The sequence below is a fragment of the Eubacterium sp. Marseille-QA0814 genome, assembly GCF_965119675.1.
Classification (GTDB): Bacteria; Bacillota; Clostridia; order Lachnospirales; family Lachnospiraceae; genus Eubacterium_G.
The window spans coordinates 242022-262784 of the sequence record NZ_CBCPMG010000001.1 but is presented as its reverse complement, the minus strand read 5'-3'; the positions used below and the strand labels follow the sequence as shown (position 1 = coordinate 262784).

General features: G+C 34.8%; 16 protein-coding genes. 1 reads left to right on the top strand and 15 read right to left on the bottom strand.

Going from position 1 to position 20763, the window contains the following annotated elements:
• Positions 1-23: 23 nt before the first annotated feature.
• The 11 genes from fmt to rpsO all read right to left on the bottom strand — a co-directional run bounded on the left by fmt (position 24) and on the right by rpsO (position 15523).
• Positions 24-944 carry a methionyl-tRNA formyltransferase gene (gene fmt, locus ACQY63_RS01225; RefSeq protein ID WP_428244604.1) on the bottom strand — a complete coding sequence of 307 codons (921 nt, stop codon included), beginning with the start codon at positions 942-944 and terminating at the stop codon, positions 24-26.
• A gap of 92 nt (positions 945-1036) precedes the next feature.
• Complete coding sequence (gene def / locus ACQY63_RS01220; RefSeq protein ID WP_302689211.1) at positions 1037-1528, bottom strand: peptide deformylase; 492 nt, start codon at positions 1526-1528, stop codon at positions 1037-1039.
• 14 nt (positions 1529-1542) lie between these two features.
• Positions 1543-3771: a replication restart helicase PriA gene (gene priA, locus ACQY63_RS01215; protein ID WP_022165804.1), complete on the bottom strand. Its 2229-nt coding sequence runs from the start codon at positions 3769-3771 to the stop codon at positions 1543-1545.
• A gap of 55 nt (positions 3772-3826) precedes the next feature.
• Positions 3827-4672 (bottom strand): bifunctional methylenetetrahydrofolate dehydrogenase/methenyltetrahydrofolate cyclohydrolase FolD, encoded by an 846-nt coding sequence (folD, locus tag ACQY63_RS01210; RefSeq protein ID WP_117999119.1) that lies wholly within the window; start codon positions 4670-4672, stop codon positions 3827-3829.
• 213 nt (positions 4673-4885) lie between these two features.
• Entirely contained in the window at positions 4886-6556 is a 1671-nt protein-coding gene (locus ACQY63_RS01205) for a formate--tetrahydrofolate ligase (RefSeq protein WP_022165802.1), read from the bottom strand.
• Between the two features lie 15 nt (positions 6557-6571).
• The gene (locus tag ACQY63_RS01200; RefSeq protein ID WP_412335469.1) at positions 6572-9514 is read right to left on the bottom strand and encodes an FtsK/SpoIIIE family DNA translocase; all 2943 of its coding nucleotides are present in this window, start codon (positions 9512-9514) and stop codon (positions 6572-6574) included.
• 121 nt (positions 9515-9635) lie between these two features.
• Complete coding sequence (locus tag ACQY63_RS01195) at positions 9636-10292, bottom strand: ClpP family protease (protein ID WP_022165800.1); 657 nt, start codon at positions 10290-10292, stop codon at positions 9636-9638.
• Between the two features lie 122 nt (positions 10293-10414).
• The gene (gene hisA / locus ACQY63_RS01190; RefSeq protein WP_022165799.1) at positions 10415-11185 is read right to left on the bottom strand and encodes a phosphoribosylformimino-5-aminoimidazole carboxamide ribotide isomerase; all 771 of its coding nucleotides are present in this window, start codon (positions 11183-11185) and stop codon (positions 10415-10417) included.
• 93 nt (positions 11186-11278) lie between these two features.
• The gene (locus tag ACQY63_RS01185; protein WP_412335470.1) at positions 11279-12553 is read right to left on the bottom strand and encodes an O-acetylhomoserine aminocarboxypropyltransferase/cysteine synthase family protein; all 1275 of its coding nucleotides are present in this window, start codon (positions 12551-12553) and stop codon (positions 11279-11281) included.
• Positions 12554-12933: 380 nt separating this feature from the next.
• Positions 12934-15018 carry a polyribonucleotide nucleotidyltransferase gene (locus ACQY63_RS01180; RefSeq protein ID WP_117999123.1) on the bottom strand — a complete coding sequence of 695 codons (2085 nt, stop codon included), beginning with the start codon at positions 15016-15018 and terminating at the stop codon, positions 12934-12936.
• A 238-nt stretch (positions 15019-15256) separates the two neighbouring features.
• Entirely contained in the window at positions 15257-15523 is a 267-nt protein-coding gene (rpsO, locus tag ACQY63_RS01175; RefSeq protein ID WP_022165795.1) for a 30S ribosomal protein S15, read from the bottom strand.
• 260 nt (positions 15524-15783) lie between these two features.
• Here rpsO and ACQY63_RS01170 point away from each other — a divergent pair, with 260 nt between their 5' ends.
• A complete protein-coding gene (locus ACQY63_RS01170; RefSeq protein ID WP_022165210.1) occupies positions 15784-17169 on the top strand; it encodes an alanine/glycine:cation symporter family protein in 1386 nt (461 codons plus the stop codon).
• A 260-nt stretch (positions 17170-17429) separates the two neighbouring features.
• On the opposite strand, the gene ACQY63_RS01165 is transcribed toward ACQY63_RS01170, so the two are convergent.
• Genes ACQY63_RS01165 through rbfA form a run of 4 tightly spaced genes read right to left on the bottom strand, consistent with a single transcriptional unit; the run spans position 17430 to position 20656 of the window.
• Complete coding sequence (locus ACQY63_RS01165; RefSeq protein WP_022165211.1) at positions 17430-18335, bottom strand: bifunctional riboflavin kinase/FAD synthetase; 906 nt, start codon at positions 18333-18335, stop codon at positions 17430-17432.
• Positions 18336-18355: 20 nt separating this feature from the next.
• Complete coding sequence (truB, locus tag ACQY63_RS01160; RefSeq protein WP_022165212.1) at positions 18356-19264, bottom strand: tRNA pseudouridine(55) synthase TruB; 909 nt, start codon at positions 19262-19264, stop codon at positions 18356-18358.
• A gap of 21 nt (positions 19265-19285) precedes the next feature.
• The gene (locus tag ACQY63_RS01155; RefSeq protein WP_302689221.1) at positions 19286-20233 is read right to left on the bottom strand and encodes a DHH family phosphoesterase; all 948 of its coding nucleotides are present in this window, start codon (positions 20231-20233) and stop codon (positions 19286-19288) included.
• A 57-nt stretch (positions 20234-20290) separates the two neighbouring features.
• On the bottom strand, positions 20291-20656 hold the full coding sequence (gene rbfA, locus ACQY63_RS01150) for a 30S ribosome-binding factor RbfA (protein WP_117999221.1): 366 nt from the start codon (positions 20654-20656) through the stop codon (positions 20291-20293).
• Positions 20657-20763: the final 107 nt, after the last annotated feature.

Sequence of the window (20763 nt, the reverse complement as noted above, 5' to 3'; positions counted from 1 at the left end):
TCCTGTTTAAAACTTCATATAGTTTAACCTAATTTCGTAGAATTTATTTTATATCCATTTAAAAAGGATACAACGTCCATTATTTTCTTCCCCTGTAACTGTAATTCCTTAATGTCCAAATAGCCATCTGCTGTGGCAACTTTTAATGTTTTATTTGTACTAATAATTGTTCCCGGCTCTTCTGCTACTTCTTCATCTATAACATCTGCATCCCATATTTTTAATACCTTTTCATCAAGATATGTAAATGCACTTGGCCATGGATTAAGTCCTCTGATTAGTCGCTCGATTTCTTCTGCTGACTTTGTAAAATCTATATGACCTAATTCTTTTGTGATTTTACCTGCATAAGTTGACTTATCATCATCCTGTGGAGTAGTTAATGCAGTATTATTTTCCAACTTCTCTAATGTTTCTAAAATAAGACTACCACCTGTAATTGCTAATTTATCAAAAAGACTGCCACCTGTTTCTTTTTTATCTAATTCCACAATCTTCTTGTCTATTATGTCACCTGTATCAAGTCCTTCTGCCATGTACATTGTTGTAACACCACTTTCCTTTTTGCCATCAATTACAGCCCATTGAATTGGCGCTGCTCCTCTATATTCAGGAAGCAATGATGCATGAACATTTATGCAACCGTATTTTGGTAAATCCAAAATTTCTTTTGAGAGAATCTGTCCAAATGCAATTACTACAATCACATCAGGCTTTAATTCTTTTAATACTTGAACAAATTCAGGATTCTTGACTTTTTCAGGCTGATAAACAGGTATATTTAGTTCTACCGCCTTTTCTTTTACAGGAGTAAACTGCATTTTATGTCCACGTCCCTTTGGTCTGTCCTGCTGTGTTACAACTGCCACAACCTCATGTTTGTCTGCAATTTTTTCTAAAGCCGGAACTGAAAAATCCGGTGTTCCCATAAATACTACTCTCATATACTCCTCCATTAATAAGCACAATTATATACTGTACCTTACTATTATCTGTTTTTCTCTCTGTAGTTATAAGTAACTGTCTCTGCAATTACTTATTCTTCACCTTGTAACTCTTCGTTATTGTATAAACGACCTTCTACTTTATCTACATAGATTACACCATCTAAATGGTCATTTTCATGAAGAATACATCTTGCAAGTAAGCCTTCAGCTTCCATTTCAAATTCTTCCATTTTTTCATTGTAAGCTCTGACTTTTACCCAGTTGGCTCTTGTTACCTTACCTGATTTTCCCGGTACACTAAGACAACCTTCATAATCTGTCTGACTACCGTCTCTATCTAAAATTTCAGGATTAATGAATACATATGGCACACTGTTTCCTTCTTCATCGCCACAGTCAATTACAAAAATTCTTTTAAGAATTCCAACCTGTGGTGCTGCAAGTCCAACACCATTTGCTTCATACATTGTGTCAAACATGTCGCCTATTAAAATCTTTGTTCTAAGATTAACATCTTTTACAGGCTTGCATACCTTTCTTAAACATTCTTCTCCTAATTCTCTAATATTTCTTATAGCCATTTTTATCTCCTTTACTACGCTTTAAAATCAAATTGTATATTAATTTTTTTGAATTTCTGTGAACTGTTTATAACATCTTCTAAATAATTTTTTAATTGGATAATTCCCTGTCTGCTGTCACTTTTTAAGTAAATTATTTTTCGGTATATGTCATTTATTTTTCCTACAGGTGGATCTGCCGGTCCAATAACAAACAGTTCCTTAAAATATTTATCTTTGTAATTCTTTATTATTTCCACTAAATAATTAGTAACTTCTATTAATTGCTTCTGTTCTCTTCCCTGAAGTAAAATGGAAACCATGTTCGATACCGGCGGATACTTCATAAGTTTTCTGTAAGCAATTTCTTCTTCATAGAATTCTTCATAATTTTGTCTGCCTGCTGTTTCGATGCTGTAATTGTCAGGTGAATAGGTCTGGACAATGGCAATGCCCGGCAATTCACCTCTACCGGCTCTACCTGCTGCCTGGCAAATAAGTTGAAATGTTCTTTCATTTGCACAATAGTCTGATGAATACAATGACATGTCAGCTGCAATTACACCTACTAAGGTAACTCCTGGAAAGTCATGACCTTTTACAATCATTTGTGTACCAACTAAAATATCAGCTTCTCTGTTAGCAAAGGCTGATAAAATTTCGTCGTGCCCACCTTTTTTTGAAGTTGTGTCTGCATCCATTCGCAAAACTCTTGCGTGAGGAAACATTTTCTTTACGGCAGTTTCAATTTGCTGGGTTCCTATTCCAAAGCCGCCCAAATATTTAGAACCACATTTTGGACAAAGTGTAGGCATATTTTCTGTATGACCACAATAATGGCAAACTAACTTTCTGTTTCTATGAAGTTTTAACGTTACGTCACAATGGGGACACTTTATTGCTTCACCACAATCTCTACAGGACACAAATCCTGCATAGCCCCTTCTATTTATAAACAACATTGTCTGTTGTTTTTTTTCTAATCTGTCTTTTATCAAATTCTGTAATTCAATACTAAAAATAGATTTATTTTCATTCTTTAATTCTTCTCTTAAATCAACTACATGTACTTCCGGTAAATTACCTTTCTCTCTTTTGTTTAATACATGTAGCTTATACGCGCCATTTTTTGCCCTATAGTAAGATTCTACAGAAGGTGTGGCTGATCCTAATACTAACGTTGCTCCCACGTCTTTTGCTCTTTTTATTGCCACTTCCGTTGCATGATACTTAGGCACTGATTCACTTTTATAGGCGCTTTCATGTTCCTCGTCAATTATTATTAAACCTAAATTCTTAAAGGGTGTAAACAAAGCTGATCTTGGACCTATCATTATGTCAACATCACCGTTTTTTGCTCTTTCAAACTGATCGTATCTCTCACCTTTTGACAATCTTGAATTAATAATTGAAACTCTGTCACCAAACCTTCTTGTAAATCTCATTACAGTTTGGTATGTTAATGCAATCTCCGGTATTAAAACTATTACCGCTTTTCCTTTACTGATTGTATAGTCAATTAAATCTATATATACTTCTGTTTTTCCACTTCCTGTAATTCCATGGATTAAATGAATATTAGGCTTACTGTCATTTCTGAAATCCATAGTTTTTTTTATGTTTTCTGAAACCTGTCTTTGCTGTTCATTTAAAATAATATCATATGCTTTTTGCTCAATTTTTTTAACAGGATTTCTATAGCCTGTGTCAGTTTCTATTATAATATCTCCAAGCTGTTCCATTGCTTTTAATGTGCCTGCTGATATATTTAATTTATCCACAACCAGATTCTTTGATAATCGGTCTGTGTTACTTAATTCATTTAAAAGTCTGACTCTTGCTTTTGCGTTTTTCTTCGTATATGTCTGAATTTTTTCTTCTAACTGTTCCTTAGATAAATTAAGAACAATGGTTTTCTTCTCAATACCTCGTACTGTCTGTTTTACAGGTATTACTGTTTTTAGTGCCTGATTCATAGTTGAACCGTAGTTTTCCTTTATCCACCAGGCAAGTTTAATCAACTCTCCCTCAACTGATGTAGCATTTTCTACAACAGAATGAATTGGTTTCATTTTACTTACATCAAAGCCGGGGGTATCTGTTATTTCAATAACATATCCTGAAATAAGTCTGTTTCCTCTTCCAAAAGGAATCATTACGGCTGTTCCTACGGATATTTTATCTTCAAGTTCTTTAGGTATGATGTATCCGAAAGGACGGTCTAATTTTTCATGTGAAATATCAACTATTATATTTGCAAACATACAACCATCCTTTCATTATAAACATCTTTTTTATGGCTAATAAGTGAATTAGCCTTTATTTGTTTAATTCTACACTTCTTAAGCAGTTCACTAATAACATTGTAACTGTCATAGGGCCAACGCCTCCCGGAACAGGAGTAATTGCACTTGCAACCTGTGAAACCGAATCAAAATCCACATCTCCACATAACTTGCCATTCTCATCTCTGTCCATACCAACGTCAATTATTACAGCACCTTCTTTTACATAATCAGCTGTAACAAACTTAGCTTTTCCAATTGCAGCTATTAAAATATCTGCTCTCTTTGTTACTTCTTTTAAGTCTTTTGTTCTAGAATGAGCAATTGTAACTGTAGCATTTTCTTTTAACATTAACATTGACATTGGTTTACCAACAATGTTACTTCTGCCAATAACAACACATTCCTTGCCTGAAATTTCAACATCTGTTCTTTTTAGCATTTCAATGATACCTGCCGGTGTACATGGAAGAAATGTTTCTTCACCAATAACCATTTTACCAACATTTACAGGATGGAATCCATCAACATCCTTGTTGCTGTCAATTGCAAGTAAAACTTTGCTTTCGTCAATGTGCTTTGGAAGTGGCAACTGTACTAAAATACCATTTACTGCCTTGTCTTCATTTAAGTCATTAACTACTTTTAAAAGTTCTTCTTCTGTTGTTTCTTCAGGAAGTGCTAATGTTCTTGATGTAATGCCTACATATTCACATGCCTTTTCCTTATTTCTTACATAAACTGCTGATGCAGGGTCATTTCCAACTTTAACTACAGCTAACGTAATTTCAACTCCCTGCTTTTTGTATTCAGCTACTTTTTCTTTTAGTTCTTCTTTTATTTCTGCTGAAATAGCTTTTCCATCTATAATCTTTGCCATTTCTTCTCCTTTTTAGTTCTGTTTTATTATTTTGAGAATAAACAAATTAACGAAAGCACGCTTCCGCTGCTTCCAGCTCGTAGCGGTTCTATAAAGCTGCCTTCGTCACCTTTATGAACCGACGGCTTCCAAGCACTTTCTTATAATGTTGTTTATTCTCAAAATTTTCAAAACATACATTTTCTTATTTATTTAATCAACTCTGGAGTAATTCTAGAATAATCCTTGAATTTTTCCGTCGTCTGTTAAGTTGATTTCGTATGCTGCCGGTTTCTTTGATAATCCAGGCATTGTCATTACGTTGCCTGTAAGCGCAACTACAAAGCCTGCACCTGCTGAAATATATACGTCTCTTATGTTAATCTTGAATCCTGTAGGTCTTCCTAACTTACTTCTGTCATCTGATAATGAGAACTGAGTTTTGGCCATACATACAGGATAATCGCTGTATCCAAGTTTGTTTACGTTTGCAATTGCTTTTTCTGCTTCAGGTGAGTATGTAACTCCATCTGCGCCGTAAATTTCTTTTGCAATTGTTTCAATTTTTTCTTTAATTGGCATATCATCAGGATATAAAGGTGCATAGTTTGAAGGTTTTGTTTCTATTGTTTCTATAACCTTTTCTGCTAATGCGATTCCGCCTTCTCCACCTTTTGCCCAAACTTCTGCTAATGCGAATTCACATCCTCTTTCTTCACAGAAGTTCTTAATGTATTCATATTCTGCTTCTGTATCTGTAATAAACTGGTTTAATGTTACTACTACAGGCACACCGAATTTCTGTAAGTTTTCAATATGCTTTTCAAGGTTTACAATACCTTTTTCTAAAGCATCGAGATTTTCTTCTGACAAGTCTTCTTTTGCAACACCACCGTTATATTTAAGTGCTCTAACTGTTGCTACTAAAACTACACAATCAGGTTTTAAACCTGCTTTTCTACATTTGATGTCTAAGAACTTTTCTGCTCCAAGGTCAGCACCAAAACCTGCTTCTGTAATAACATAATCTGCCATCTTTAAAGCTGTTTTTGTTGCCTTAACTGAGTTACATCCATGAGCAATGTTTGCAAATGGACCACCATGTACTAATGCAGGTGTATGTTCTAAAGTCTGAATAAGGTTTGGTTTCATGGCATCCTTTAATAATACTGCCATTGAACCTACAGCCTTAACATCTTTTGCTGTAACAGGTTCTCCGTCATATGTATAAGCAACAATAATCTTTCCAAGTCTTTCTTTTAAGTCTGCATAATCTGTTGCCAAGCATAAAATAGCCATAATTTCTGATGCTACTGTAATTACAAAATGATCTTCTCTTACAACACCATCAACCTTACGTCCAAGACCTACAACAATGTTTCTTAATACTCTGTCGTTAATGTCCACACATCTCTTCCAAACAACCTGATTAGGATCAATGTTTAATTCATTACCCTGCTGAATTGAATTATCAAGCATTGCTGCTAAAAGGTTATTTGCTGATGTAATAGCATGAAAATCTCCTGTAAAGTGAAGGTTTAAATCTTCCATTGGTACAACCTGTGCATAACCGCCGCCTGCTGCACCACCCTTGATACCAAAACATGGTCCAAGTGAAGGCTCTCTTAATGCGATAACAGCTTTTTTATTTAATCTACCAAAAGCTTCCCCAAGTCCTACTGTTACTGTTGTCTTTCCTTCTCCTGCCGGTGTAGGGTTAATAGCTGTAACAAGGATTAATTTTCCATCTTCGTTATCTTTGATACTTTCATAGTATTCATTTGAGATTTTTGCTTTATATTTACCATATAATTCTAAATCATCTTCCTGTAATCCTACCCTCTGAGCTACCTCTTTAATTGGTAGCATTTCTGCTTCCTGTGCAATTTCAATGTCTGTTTTCATATGCCTTCCTTCTCCTTATAAAATATTTTCAAATTCTTCCATGGACATTATGACTTTTCTAGGTTTGTTAGTTTCTTCCTGACCAACTACGCCTGCATCATATAACTGTTCCATAATACGTGCTGCCCTGTTAAAGCCAACACGAAATTGTCTCTGTAACATACTTGTAGAACCTTTTTTCTTTTCAATACATAACCTACCGGCATCTGCAAATAAAGGATCTCTGCCACTGTTACCATTGCTCATTACTTCCTGATCTGTGGTTAATTTAGCATCAATTGATTCATCATATTCTGCCTCGCCACTGTTGTTTTTAATAAATTCTACTGTATCAAAAATTTCCTGGTCGGAAACATAAGCCCCCTGTAATCTGACAGGTTTAATATAACCTGCGGGATAAAATAACATATCACCATTTCCCAAAAGTTTTTCAGCTCCATTCATGTCAATAATTGTTCTTGAGTCTGTACCCGATGCAACTGTAAGGGCAACTCTCGATGGAATATTTGCCTTAATAAGACCTGTGATTACATCAACAGAAGGTCTCTGTGTAGCAATAACCATATGAATACCTGCTGCTCTTGCAAGCTGTGCCAATCTACATATAGCTTCTTCCACTTCTTTTGCCGCAACCATCATAAGGTCTGCCAACTCGTCAATAACAATCAAAATCTGTGGGAGCTTGTCTGCCTTTTCGCCTAAGTCATCTACCACATCGCCCTCTTCAACTTTTTTGTTGTAACTTCCAATATCTCTTGCTCCGGCTTTTGCAAACTTATTGTATCTTGTTGTCATTTCGGCAACAGCCCAATTTAAAATACCTGCCGCCTTCTTAGGATCTGTAACAACATCATATAATAAATGAGGTATCTTGTTATAAACCTGAAATTCAACAACCTTTGGATCTATCACAATAAGTCTTACCTCCTCAGGCGTTGTTCTATACAATATACTCATTAATATTGAATTGGTAAATACTGATTTTCCCGAACCTGTTGTTCCAGCAATCAGCATATGTGGCATTTTTGCAATATCTGCCACGACTACTTTTCCTGCAATGTCTTTTCCTGCCGGGAAAGCAAGTTTTGACTTATGATTCTGTAACTCTTTTGACATCAAAAGTTCTTTTAAACATACCGAATCACGTCCTTCATTTGGAATCTCAATACCTACAGCAGCCTTTCCCGGAATTGGTGCTTCAATTCTTATGTCTGCCGCTGCCATGTTTAATTTAATATCGTCAGCTAAGCCTGTAATCTTGCTGACTTTTGTACCCATTTCAGGCTGTAACTCATATCTTGTAACAGAAGGTCCCTTACTAACATTTGTAACTTCCACTCTTACTCCAAAATTAGCCAAAACCTGTTTCAGTTTGTTAGCTGTTTCCATTAAGGATGCTCTTGTTACTTTGCTTGAACCATTCTCACTGTCTTTTAAAAGATTGTAACTTGGCTTTTTGTATTTCAATTTCTTCTTAACAGGGGAAATAATTTTTCCTTCTGAAGGGATTTTCTTATTTTCATCTGCCACCGTTTCTGTTTCTAAAGAATCTACGCTGTTCACAACTTCGTTTTCACCTGCGCCACTGCCTGCTGTTACATTATCATTAGCTGTGTTAGCAGTATCAGCCGCTCCTCCTGTAGAATTCATACCAAAAGGTTTTCTACTCATTGCTTTTTTGGCTTCCTCGCTTACAATAATTCTTTCTTTTGGTGTAAATTCTCCGTCTGTTGCATGAGGATCATTTTCCACAACTCTGTTTTCTGCCTTCTTAGGAGTATTCTTTGCTTCTTCCTCGTAAGTGTAAACTGTGTCATCCTGAACAGGAACATCATCTAATACATCATCAATTCCTTCTATATGTATTTCATGTACTTCCTGACTATTATAATTATCTGCCAGTTCACTAAAGCCATCACCGTAACCATCAGGTAAAGAACTCTTAATACTAGGATTTTTTGCTACATTTTTCTTTTTAGAAGTTCTTCTATATGGTTCTTTTACAGCTTCTACTCTATCCTTTGGAACTAAATCATCCTGATTATTAATATCAATATTAGTCAGACTTTCTCCAAAGGTTGCAGAATCATTTTCATTAACAGCTTCTGCTGCCGCCTGATTACTTACCATATTGCTATCAGCAATTGGTTCATCACCTAATCTTGTATTTCCAAAATCTACACCTATTGCTCTTTGTTTTCTATACTGTCTTTCTATCTCACGCTGTCTGTCTTTTTCTTCTTTTTTTCGCTGTTTCTTTGTGGCAGCAATTTCACGTCTAACCTCTGCATCTTTGGCAGCATTTTCATATACATCCATACCTCTGTTTCTTATGGCTGCCATAAAAGATTTTTCCGTTAAAATAACAATTGAAATAATTAAAATTGCTAAAGACACAATATATGCACCTGTAAGTCCTAATAAAGAATGTAGAACCTTACCTAATATGCCACCTAGAATTCCGCCGCTAAAATTATTATTAGCAGATTCACGATAAATAGATATATTAGACTGATTACTGCCTCCGTAACTTATCAGATGAAATAATAAGCAAAAATCAATATATGCAATGGCACCTGTTATTAACTTACTTACGATTCCTGAATTCATTTCGTTAAAAACGATGATACCTACAAATATAACTAATACGATGGGGAAAATATATCCCATCCATCCAAAAGTTCCAAGCATAACAGAACTAAGTCTCTCGCCTATAATTCCGCATACACCAAAATTGCTAAGGAAAAGAACTAACGCAACTGCAACCGCAATCCACAAATCAACTTCTTTTACAACTTTTTTGTGAGTTATTGCTTTTTGTGCATTTCTCTTTCTTGTTTCCGATGCCTTACCGGCTCTTGATGTGCTTTTGGCATTGCTTCTACTTTTTGTTGTAGAAGTAGTCTTTTTCTTTGTATTTGATTTTTTGCCTCCACTTTTACTTTTTGTATTGGCCACTTTGCACCTCTTCTTTATATACTAAAACTAATTATACTTACACATAATCCTTTATATTTTACTATTAATCATACTTTTATTCAAGATGCCTATTTATTACCTTTCATATTTTCTTATTTTTCTAAACATTTTTATCTTTTTCACTTATAAGTTGGTAAAGTTTGCCTATAGCATCTTTAAGACCGCCGATTTCATTTATTATTCCTTCGTCTACAGCCTGTTTTCCCACAAGAATACTTCCTACATCTTTTGTTAAAACTTCAGTTTCTGTCATTAATTCCATAAACCGTTCTTCTTTTATTTTGCTGTGAGTAATTACAAAATGATTAATACGCTGTTGTATTTTCTTAAAATATTCATAAGTCTGTGGAACGCCAATAAACATGCCGTTCATTCTAACCGGATGAATGACCATAGTACCTGTTTCTACTATATAAGAATAATCTGACGCCACAGCCAAAGGCACGCCTATTGAATGACTACCACCCAAAACTAAAGAAACTGTAGGTTTACTTAAACTTGCTATCATTTCTGCTATGGCAAGTCCACATTCCACATCTCCGCCTACTGTGTTTAACACAACAAGCAAGCCGTCTATTTCTTTGTCATCTTCAATACAGGCAAGTTTCGGTATAACATGTTCATATTTAGTTGCCTTTGTATTTTGTGACACATTTTCATGGCCTTCAATTTCACCTATAATACATAACAGATGTATTTTTTTATCCCTGTTATTATTTTCTAAATCGGTCTGTCCATATTCTTTTATTTCATCCATTTGTTGCACCTCCAATATTTTTCTTATATTATTGTGCAACTTTTTCAAAAAAATATAAGGTTAACAACAAATACTGTTATTAACCTTACTTAATAATGCTTTTATTATTTATTATAATCGTATTAACGGATATTCTTAATTTGTTCATAAGGCAAAGGACCACCAAACAAATCAATTGCACTGCCTATTGTAAAATCCATTCTGCCGTTAGAAATTTCTCTGAACTTTTGGATTTGTTCCATTGTTCCAATTCCGCCTGCGTATGTTATTGGGATTTCTGTAAAGTCAGCCAGCAATCTCACCAACTCTTCTTCCATACCACCTGATTTTCCTTCTACATCTACGCCATGAATCAGGAACTCATCACAATACTCTGACAATTTTTTCAAAGTTTCCAAATTCACTTTTTCATCAGTGAATTTCTGCCATCTGTCAGTAACTATATAATATTGTCCATCTTTTTTTCTACAACTAAGATCTAAAACAATATGTTCTTTTCCAACAGCTTTTACAAGGCTTTTGAGATTTCCATAATTAACCTTTCCGTCCTTAAAAACAAAGGATGTTACAATTACGTGAGTGGCACCTGCTTTTATGTAATCATCTGCGTTAATTGCCGTAACTCCTCCCCCTATCTGCATTCCATTAGGGTAAGCTTTAAGGGCAGACATTGCCTGTTTCTTAGATTCCTTAAAAAACTCTGAACCACCTGCATTTAAAATAATAATATGGCCACCTGTTAAATTGTCCTTCTTATATAATTGTGCAAAATCTTCAGCGTTTTTTTCAGACACAAAGTTTTCTTCTGCCTGATTTCCTTTATCTTTAAGACTACCGCCTACTAACTGTTTTACTTTTCCATTATGAATGTCAATGCATGGTCTAAATTTCATTTTACTCCTCGCTTGTTTTTACATTAAATTATGCATATTATTCTTTCAGTTAATTCATTATTTTAATCTATTCTGCAATATTTTCTAATTATATTACTGATTAAGTGCCTGTTCTAAGTCTGCAATAATATCTTCTGCGTCTTCAATTCCTACTGAGAATCTAATCAAATCAGGCTGTACTCCTGCTTCAATTAACTGTTCATCTGTCATCTGTCTGTGAGTATGACTTGCAGGATGAAGTACACATGATCTTGCATCTGCCACATGAGTTACAATTGCAATAAACTTTAAGCTATCCATAAATTTAATAGACGCTTCACGACCACCTTTTATACCAAATGTTAAAACACCACAAGTTCCATTTGGCATGTATTTCTTAGCTCTCTCATAATATTTATCACCTTCAAGTCCCGGATAATTTACCCAGGCAACCTTGTCATTCTCACTAAGCCATTTTGCAACTTTATATGCATTCTCGCAATGTTTAGGCATTCTTAAATGTAAAGTTTCAAGTCCTACATTTAATAAAAACGAATTCTGTGGTGAAGGTATTGAACCTAAATCTCTCATAACCTGAGCTGTTGCTTTTGTTATATAACCGGCTTTTCCGAATTTTTCTGAATAAACTATTCCATGGTAAGAATCATCCGGCTGTGTCATTCCCGGAAATTTATCCCCATGTGCCTGCCAGTCAAAATTTCCACTGTCAACAATTGCTCCACCTACTGCCATTGCATGACCATCCATATATTTTGTTGTTGAATGAGTAACAATATCCACTCCGTACTCAAAAGGTCTACAGTTAATTGGTGTAGGGAAAGTGTTATCAACAATAAGAGGAACTCCATGGCTGTGAGCTGCCTTACTGAACTTTTCAAAATCTAAAACTACTAAAGACGGATTAGAAATTGACTCACCAAACACGCACTTTGTATTAGGTTTAAATTCTTTATCCAAGTCTTCAGGTGTAATTTCCGGATCCACAAAAGTTACATCAATGCCCATCTTCTTCATTGTAACACCAAATAAATTAAATGTTCCGCCATAAACATTAGATGAACATATTAAATGGTCTCCTGCCTCACAAATATTAAACACTGCATAGAAATTTGCTGCCTGTCCTGAGGATGTAAGCATCGCTGCAACACCACCTTCTAAATCACAAATTTTCTGTGCCACTGCATCATTTGTTGGATTCTGAAGTCTTGTGTAAAAATATCCACTATCCTCTAAATCGAATAATCTTCCCATCTGGTCTGATGTATCATACTTAAATGTTGTACTCTGATAAATAGGTAAAACTCTTGGTTCTCCCTTTTTAGGTTGCCACCCCCCCTGTACACAAATTGTTCCTTTGTTGTTCTCCATAATAAATGTACTCCTTTTCTCTTATTGTGGTTTGTAGTCTTTTAAACAAATATGACTGATAATACAGCTTATACAAAATAATACTGCTATTACAATTGTGGACACTAAAAAAAATGTCTTATTCATAATAGGTATTACAAAAACTGATATAAAAAACAGTACAAACAATACTGTTGTTATCTTGTTAAATATTTTTCCAATTTTAATTTTCTTCTCTTCTGTCATATTGAATCCTTTATTTAAATACTTTTATTTCTAGTAACTTAAATATTATAAATCATAATTCCCACAAATCATAGTGTTTTTGTACATTTTTTAATATAAAAAAACCAGCTTTTAAGCCTATAGCTTAGAAGCCGGTTTTCTATCTCTAAAATATATTATTTAGCATCTTTGATTGAGAAACTCATTCTTCCCATCTTGTCTTTTCCAAGGCATTTAACTTTTACCTTGTCACCAAGTGTTAAGTAATCTTCTACATGTTCAACTCTTTCTTTTGCAATCTTTGAAATGTGAACCATACCTTCTTTTCCTGGAGCAAATTCAACGAAAGCACCAAATTCTTTAATGCTTACAACTGTTCCTTCAAGAATCATTCCTTCTTCAAAATCACTTACAATTGTTTCAATGTATTTTAATGCTTTATTAATCATGTCTCTGTCAACACCACAAACTGAAACCATTCCTTCATCTGTAATGTCAATCTTAACGCCTGTTTCTTCAATAATGGCATTAATAACTTTACCACTCTTACCTACTACATCTCCAATCTTATCAGGGTTAATCTGAATTGTTTCAATCTTTGGAGCATAAGCATTAACTTCCTTACGTGGTTCAGCAATTGCTGGTTTCATACAATTATCCATAATGAATAATCTTGCTTCTCTTGTTCTTGCAATAGCACCTTCAACGATTTCTCTTGTAAGACCATGGATCTTAATATCCATCTGAATAGCTGTAATACCTTCTGTTGTACCTGTTACCTTAAAGTCCATATCACCGAAGAAATCTTCAAGTCCCTGAATATCTGTAAGTAATACATAATCATCATCTGTATCACCTGTAACAAGACCACATGAAATACCTGCTACCATAGCCTTAATTGGAACACCTGCTGCCATTAATGACATACATGATGAACATGTTGAAGCCATTGATGTAGAACCGTTTGACTCAAATGTTTCTGAAACAGTTCTAATAGCATATGGAAATTCCTCTTCACTTGGAAGTACAGGCATAAGAGCCTTTTCTGCTAAAGCACCATGTCCAATTTCTCTACGTCCAGGTCCTCTTGATGGTTTTGTTTCACCAACTGAGTATGAAGGGAAATTATAATGATGCATGTATCTCTTAGTTTTTACATTTTCATCTAATCCGTCAATTCTCTGTGCTTCTGATAATGGAGCTAATGTACATACGTTACAAATCTGAGTTTGTCCTCTTGTAAACATAGCTGAACCATGTACTCTTGGCACAATGTCTGTTTCTGCTGCAAGAGGTCTAATCTGATTTAATGCTCTTCCATCAGGTCGCTTGTGATCTTTTAAAATCATCTTACGAACTGTTTTCTTCTGATACTGATAAATAGCTTCCCCTAATACAGCAAGCCACTCTTCATTTTCAGCAAAAGCTTCTTCTAACTTTTCTGTAATCTGACGAATGTTTTCTTCTCTTGTCTGCTTGTCATCTGTGAAAACTGCAACTTCCATATCTTCAGGAGGTACAATTTCCTTAATTGCTGCAAACAATTCTTCAGGTATAGCACAACTTTCGTATGTGTGTTTTTCCTTACCTACTTCTGCAACAATCTTATCGATAAATTCGATAATTGTCTGGTTAATGTCATGAGCCATGTAAATAGCTTCAATCATCTTAGCTTCCGGAATAATGTTAGCGCCTGCTTCAATCATAATAACTTTCTGTCTTGTTGAAGCAACTGTAAGCTGTAAATCACCGTTATCCCAATCTGCCTGACTTGGGTTTACAATAAATTCACCATCAACTAAACCGATCTGTGTCATTGCACATGGTCCGTCAAATGGAATATCTGAAATACATGTTGAAATAGCTGAACCTAACATTGCAACTAATTCAGGTCTGCATTCAGGATCAACTGACATTACTAAGTTGTTAAGAGAAACATCGTTTCTGTAATCCTTTGGGAATAAAGGTCTCATAGGACGGTCAATAACACGTGCCGTAAGAACTGAGTTCTCTGAAGCCTTTCCTTCTCTTTTATTAAATCCACCAGGGATTTTTCCTACTGAATACATCTTTTCTTCAAACTCTACTGATAATGGGAAGAAATCCACACCATCTCTAGGTTTGTCAGATGCTGTAGCTGTTGACAATACTGTTGTGTCACCATAGTGCATAAAAGCCGCACCATTTGCCTGAGCAGCAACTCTTCCTACATCTACTGTAAGAGTTCTGCCACCAAGTTCCATACTAAAACTCTTGTACATAATCTTCTTTCGTTACTTATTTATATAGTAACTTCTCCTTATATTTATTTTTCATTTGCAGAAGAATCCGAAACTACTGTAAAAACCGGTAAAAATTACTGCCCTTTACAGTGGCTTCGGCTTGGTTCTTCTGCCAAGCTTTGGTAAACAACCATAAGCCTTTTAATTATAATTGATATATTAAAAAAAAGCAAGGGAGGAACATATCCTCTCTTGCTTCTACTTCATAATTAGTAAATTATTTACGAATTCCTAATTTTTCAATTAAAGCTCTGTATTCGTTTACATCGTTTTCCTTGATGTAATCAAGTAAACCACGTCTCTTACCTACCATCTTAAGAAGACCTCTTCTTGAATGATGATCCTTCTGGTTTACCTTTAAATGTTCTGTTAAATCTTTAATTCTGTAAGTTAAGATTGCAACCTGAACTGCTGGTGAACCTGTGTCTGTAGGTGTCTTACCGTATTCTGCTGTAAGCTGAGCTTTTACTTCCTTTGAAATCATTATAATTTCCTCCTTAAATATTTTTGATATATCCCCATGCACTTAAGTAATGGTCGGAGAATCCGGTTACTTAGTGTAGGTTCATTAAACATACTTTGCTAGTTTACTATATAATAAAGAAATTGTCTAGTAATTTTCTAATATTTTTTAAACTCTTTCTTTATATATATTAAATTGATACCAGCACTTTAATATGGTACAATACCAAAGTATGCGCAATTTAAGCGAATTCACGAAAGATAGTGAGGTTAATTATTATTATGTTAAAACTTATTGAAGAAATTAACAGTGCCGTAAACAATTTCATTTGGGGTGTACCTGCAATGGTTTGTATTATCGGCGTTGGACTTTATTTGAGCATTCGTACCGGATTTATTCAGATACGAAAATTTAAATATGCCATGAAAACAACTATTGGTCGTATTTTCAAGAAAAGAGATGCCAGTGACGGTTCAATTACTCCTTTTCAGGCTGTATGTACCGCTCTTGCCGCAACTGTTGGTACAGGAAATATTGCCGGCGTTGCCGGGGCAATTGCCATAGGTGGTCCCGGAGCAGTATTTTGGATGTGGATTTCAGCATTACTTGGTATGTGCACCAAATTTGCTGAAGTTACTCTAGCTGTACATTTTAGAGAACGTAATCAGGAAGGGGACTTAGTTGGTGGTCCTATGTACTACATAAAAAACGGCCTTGGAAAGAAATGGCAGTTTTTAGCTATTCTATTTTCTCTTTTCGGAGTGCTGACTGTTTTTGGTACAGGTAACGCCACACAGGTTAATACAATTACTACTGCCATTGATTCTGCATTACTTAACTATAATATATGCACTTCAAAAACAATACCTCAGATTAATTTAATATTAGGAATTATTATTGCAGTTTTAGTTGCACTTGTACTTTTGGGCGGAGTTAAACGAATCGGAAAAGTTACAGAAAAATTAGTTCCTTTTATGGCTTTATTTTATATTGCACTTGCAATTGGCGTAGTTATATTAAATATCGGAAACCTGCCAACTGTATTTGCTTCGATATTTGAAGGTGCCTTTAACCCTCGTTCAGTTACAGGTGGTGTTGTAGGTAGCATATTTATTTGTATGAAGCGTGGTGTTTCCAGAGGAATTTTTTCTAACGAAGCAGGTCTTGGTACCGGTTCAATCGCACATGCATGTGCTGATACACAAAAGCCTGTTAAACAGGGATTTTTTGGAATATTTGAAGTATTTACAGATACTATTGTAATTTGTACATTAACAGCTCTTGTTATACTTTGTAGTGGTGTAACAATTAATTACGGTGCAAACGCCGGAGCTGAACTTACAATACTTGGATTTACTTCTACTTATGGTAACTGGATTTCAATTTTTTCTGCAATTGCCATGTGTTGTTTTGCTTTTTCAACTATACTTGGTTGGGGCTTATACGGAGCAAGATGTATCGAATTTTTATTCTCACCAAAGGTAATCAAACCATTTATGGTTGTTTATGCTTTAGTTGCAATAGTTGGAGCCACAATGGATTTAGGCTTAATTTGGGGCATTGCTGATACCTTCAACGGGCTTATGTCAATTCCAAACTTAATAGCGCTATTCCTCCTTTCAGGAACAGTCATTAAACTTGTAAAAGAATATAAAAAATTTGATTAGCAAAATATAATACTATAGAATATATCTTTTTATTTAATTTCTCCCTCAGGGGCGTATAAAAATAGAGTGTTTTAAACGATAGGAAGCATTTCGTCTATCGAAGCGAGCATAGCTACAATCGCGAGAGATTGTCTGAAACCGCGAAGCGGTTGAGTTATCGGTAGCGATTGTTAATATGCGGCGCAGCGCAGATAGAAATGCGACATGTTTAAAACACTCTATTTTTATACGCCCCTTAGTGGAGCGATTATTCAAAAGCTTTATATTCTTTTACAATATTCTATGTCTTTTTCGATTTGAGTTTTTAGTTCTTCTAAGTTTGGAAATATTCTTTCCGGACGGACGAACTCGTAAAACTCTACCTGGACGATTTCATTGTAAATGTATTCTTTGTAGTCTAGAATGTGTGTTTCTACTTTTATTTGGTTTCCACTTTCCACTGTTGGATTTACTCCGATGTTTGTTATTGATGCAAAGCGTTTTCCTTCTACATTTACAACTGTTTTGTACACTCCTTTTGGTGGTAAAAGTTTTGTTTTTTCTGGAATTATGTTTGCTGTTGGAAGTCCTATTTGCCTTCCCAGTTTTTTCCCTTCTTCAACTTTTCCAATAATTGTGTATGGATGGTTTAGCATATCATTAACTTCCTGCATTTTGCCTTCCACTATTTTTTCTCGAATGGCTGTACTGCTTATGTCTTTGTTATGATATTGCTCTTTTTCTACAACTATCAGATTGTAGCCATATTTTTTCTGATTATCTTTCAGAAATTGTACATTTCCTAATGCTTTTGTGCCAAATGTAAAATCAGGCCCACATACTATTGTTGTAGCACCTATTTTGTCCTTTAAAATTTCTTTTACAAATTGGTCAGGAGTCAATGCTAAAAATTCCTTTTTCATTGGCATTTTCATGTATACATCAATTCCATGGCTGTGACAAAGCATTTGCTTTTCGCTGTCTGTTACAATTGTTTTGTTGGCATTATTATCCAAAAATGCTTTTGGTGATGTCTCAAAAGTCAACACAACTTTCTGTCTGCCATTAGCATTTTTTGTTATCTCATCTAATAGCTTTTCATGGCCTTTATGTATACCATCAAATTTTCCAATTGTAACTATTGTATTTTTTAATTTAATATTATCATCAATAGATATACACTGCATATCTTCTCCTATTTTCGAATTTACAAAAACATCTTTATTGGTTTATAAATCTGCTTATCTGCAATAAACATGTATAAGCCTATAAATTTTCCATCATGTGTATATACTCTTACAGTCTGACCTTCTTTATGGTTCATTTTAAGAAGAGTATTTCCTGATGTAAATATGTTTCCATTGTATACTAATTTTTCCGCACTCTCTGATACTATGCACTTTGAATACATATCAAGCATTTCGTCTGCAGGTACAATGTACTCTTTCAAGGTTCCATTATCTCTAAATTCTTCAATTTGAGAAAGAGTAATTGAGTCCTCTACTTTAAATCTATCTACTCTGCTTCTTACCAAATGCTCCATGCAACCGCCAACACCTAACTCCTTACCTATGTCATGACACAGTGTTCTTATGTATGTTCCTTTTGAACAGGTAACATGCATATTAACTCTTGGCAATTCCATACTTGTTACTGTAATGTCAATAATTTTACAATGTCTTGGTGGGCGTTCAATTACTTCGCCTCTTCTTGCCAGATTATATAGCTTTTCCCCACCAATTTTTATAGCTGAAAACATCGGTGGAATCTGGTCATATTCTCCAATATAGCCTTTTACGGTTTTAAATACCTGATCCTCAGTTAATTTTTTTAAGTCCTCTTCACTTGCCTGACTTAAAACTTCTCCTGTTGTATCCTGTGTGTTTGTTTCTGTTCCAAGTAACAATGTTGCTTCGTAAGTTTTATCTTTTTCTGATAAAATATCGCACAACTTGGTTGCCTTGCCTAAACACACCGGTAAAACTCCAACTGCATTAGGATCGAGAGTTCCCATATGTCCTATCTTTTTTTGCTTTAATATACCTCTGAGCTTGGCAACTACATCGTGGGATGTAAACCCAGGCTCTTTGTATACATTTATAACTCCACTAATCATAACTTCACTCTCTACTTTTTATTAAATAACGTTATTGATTTTCTTTAACACTTTTTCAATAACATCTTCCAAGCTTCCTTCAATATCAAATCCGGCAGCTCTAACGTGACCGCCGCCGCCAAAGGATACAGCAATTTCACTTACATCTACATATCTTTTTGAACGAAGACTTGCTTTAAACTTATTTTCATCAAGCTGATATACAAACAAAGCAACTTCTACGCCGTCTACATTTCGTATTGCTCCAATTACAGCATCTAAATCACTTTTTGTTACGCCGTATTCTTCCATAGTTTCATTTGTACAGAAACCATAAATGCATTTGCCATCCATGGTTAAAACTGCTTCACTTTGGATTTTTGCAGTAACCATCATCTGTTTATATGTTTTTCTGAAGAAAGTTTCTTCTAAAATTTCATTTACTTCAACACCATGTTCAATCATGTTTGCGGCTATTCTCATAGTCTTAGGTGATGTAGACTGAAATCTGAAAACACCTGAATCATGGGCGATTCCCATATACATTGGCTCTGCAATGTCTTTGTCAAACAATTCATTATCTAACAAATCATATAACACTTCGCTGGCAGAACTTGCATCAGGCAAAATATAGTTGTAGTCACCATAAGCCGGATTACTTTTATGATGGTCGATACAGGCTGTTCTTTTTGCATTATCAAAAAAGCCCTGATTTTGTCCTAATCTGTCAAGACTTGCTGTATCTAATGATATAAACAAATCATAGACTGTTCCATCATAGCCTTCTGTTGAAATATCCTGTGTATTTTTGATTATTTTAAATTTATCATCAACACTTTCAAGATAAATCTGAACTGTTAAATCAGGTCTGTTTTTCTTTAAATAGTTATATAACGCCATACAAGACCCAACGCAATCGCCGTCAGGTCTTATATGACCGGCAATACCAATTGTTTTAGCATCACCAATAATTTCATTAATTTTTTTCATTTAATTCTCCATTACAAGTCATTCAAATATGGACTTCCGAAACACTTTCATTAAATCCTATTCTTCTGACTGTTCCTTAGCTTTCATGTCATCAATAATTTTTGACATTTTCATACCGTACTCAATAGATTCATCCATAATAAATCTAATTTCAGGAGTGTTTCTTAAATTTACAGTTCTCGCAAGTTCTCTTCTAATAAAACCTGCTGCACTTTTTAAACCAGCCATTGTGTCGGCTTTTGCCTGCTCATCTCCTAACACGCTAATATATGCCTTGCATGTTTTTAAGTCAGGGGCAACTTCAACTCCTGTAACGGTAGTCATAATACCAACACGTGGGTCTTTCAACTCACGTATGATATTACTAAGTTCTCTTTGAACTTCACCATTTATTCTTGTATTCTTAATACTATTTTTTCTCATAATCATTCCAACTTTCTTTATACAAAAGATTGTCATACATTATATAAAATATCCATTTTTCATAAAACAAGTCATATTAATTTTGTTTAGACCTATTTTATGCCTGA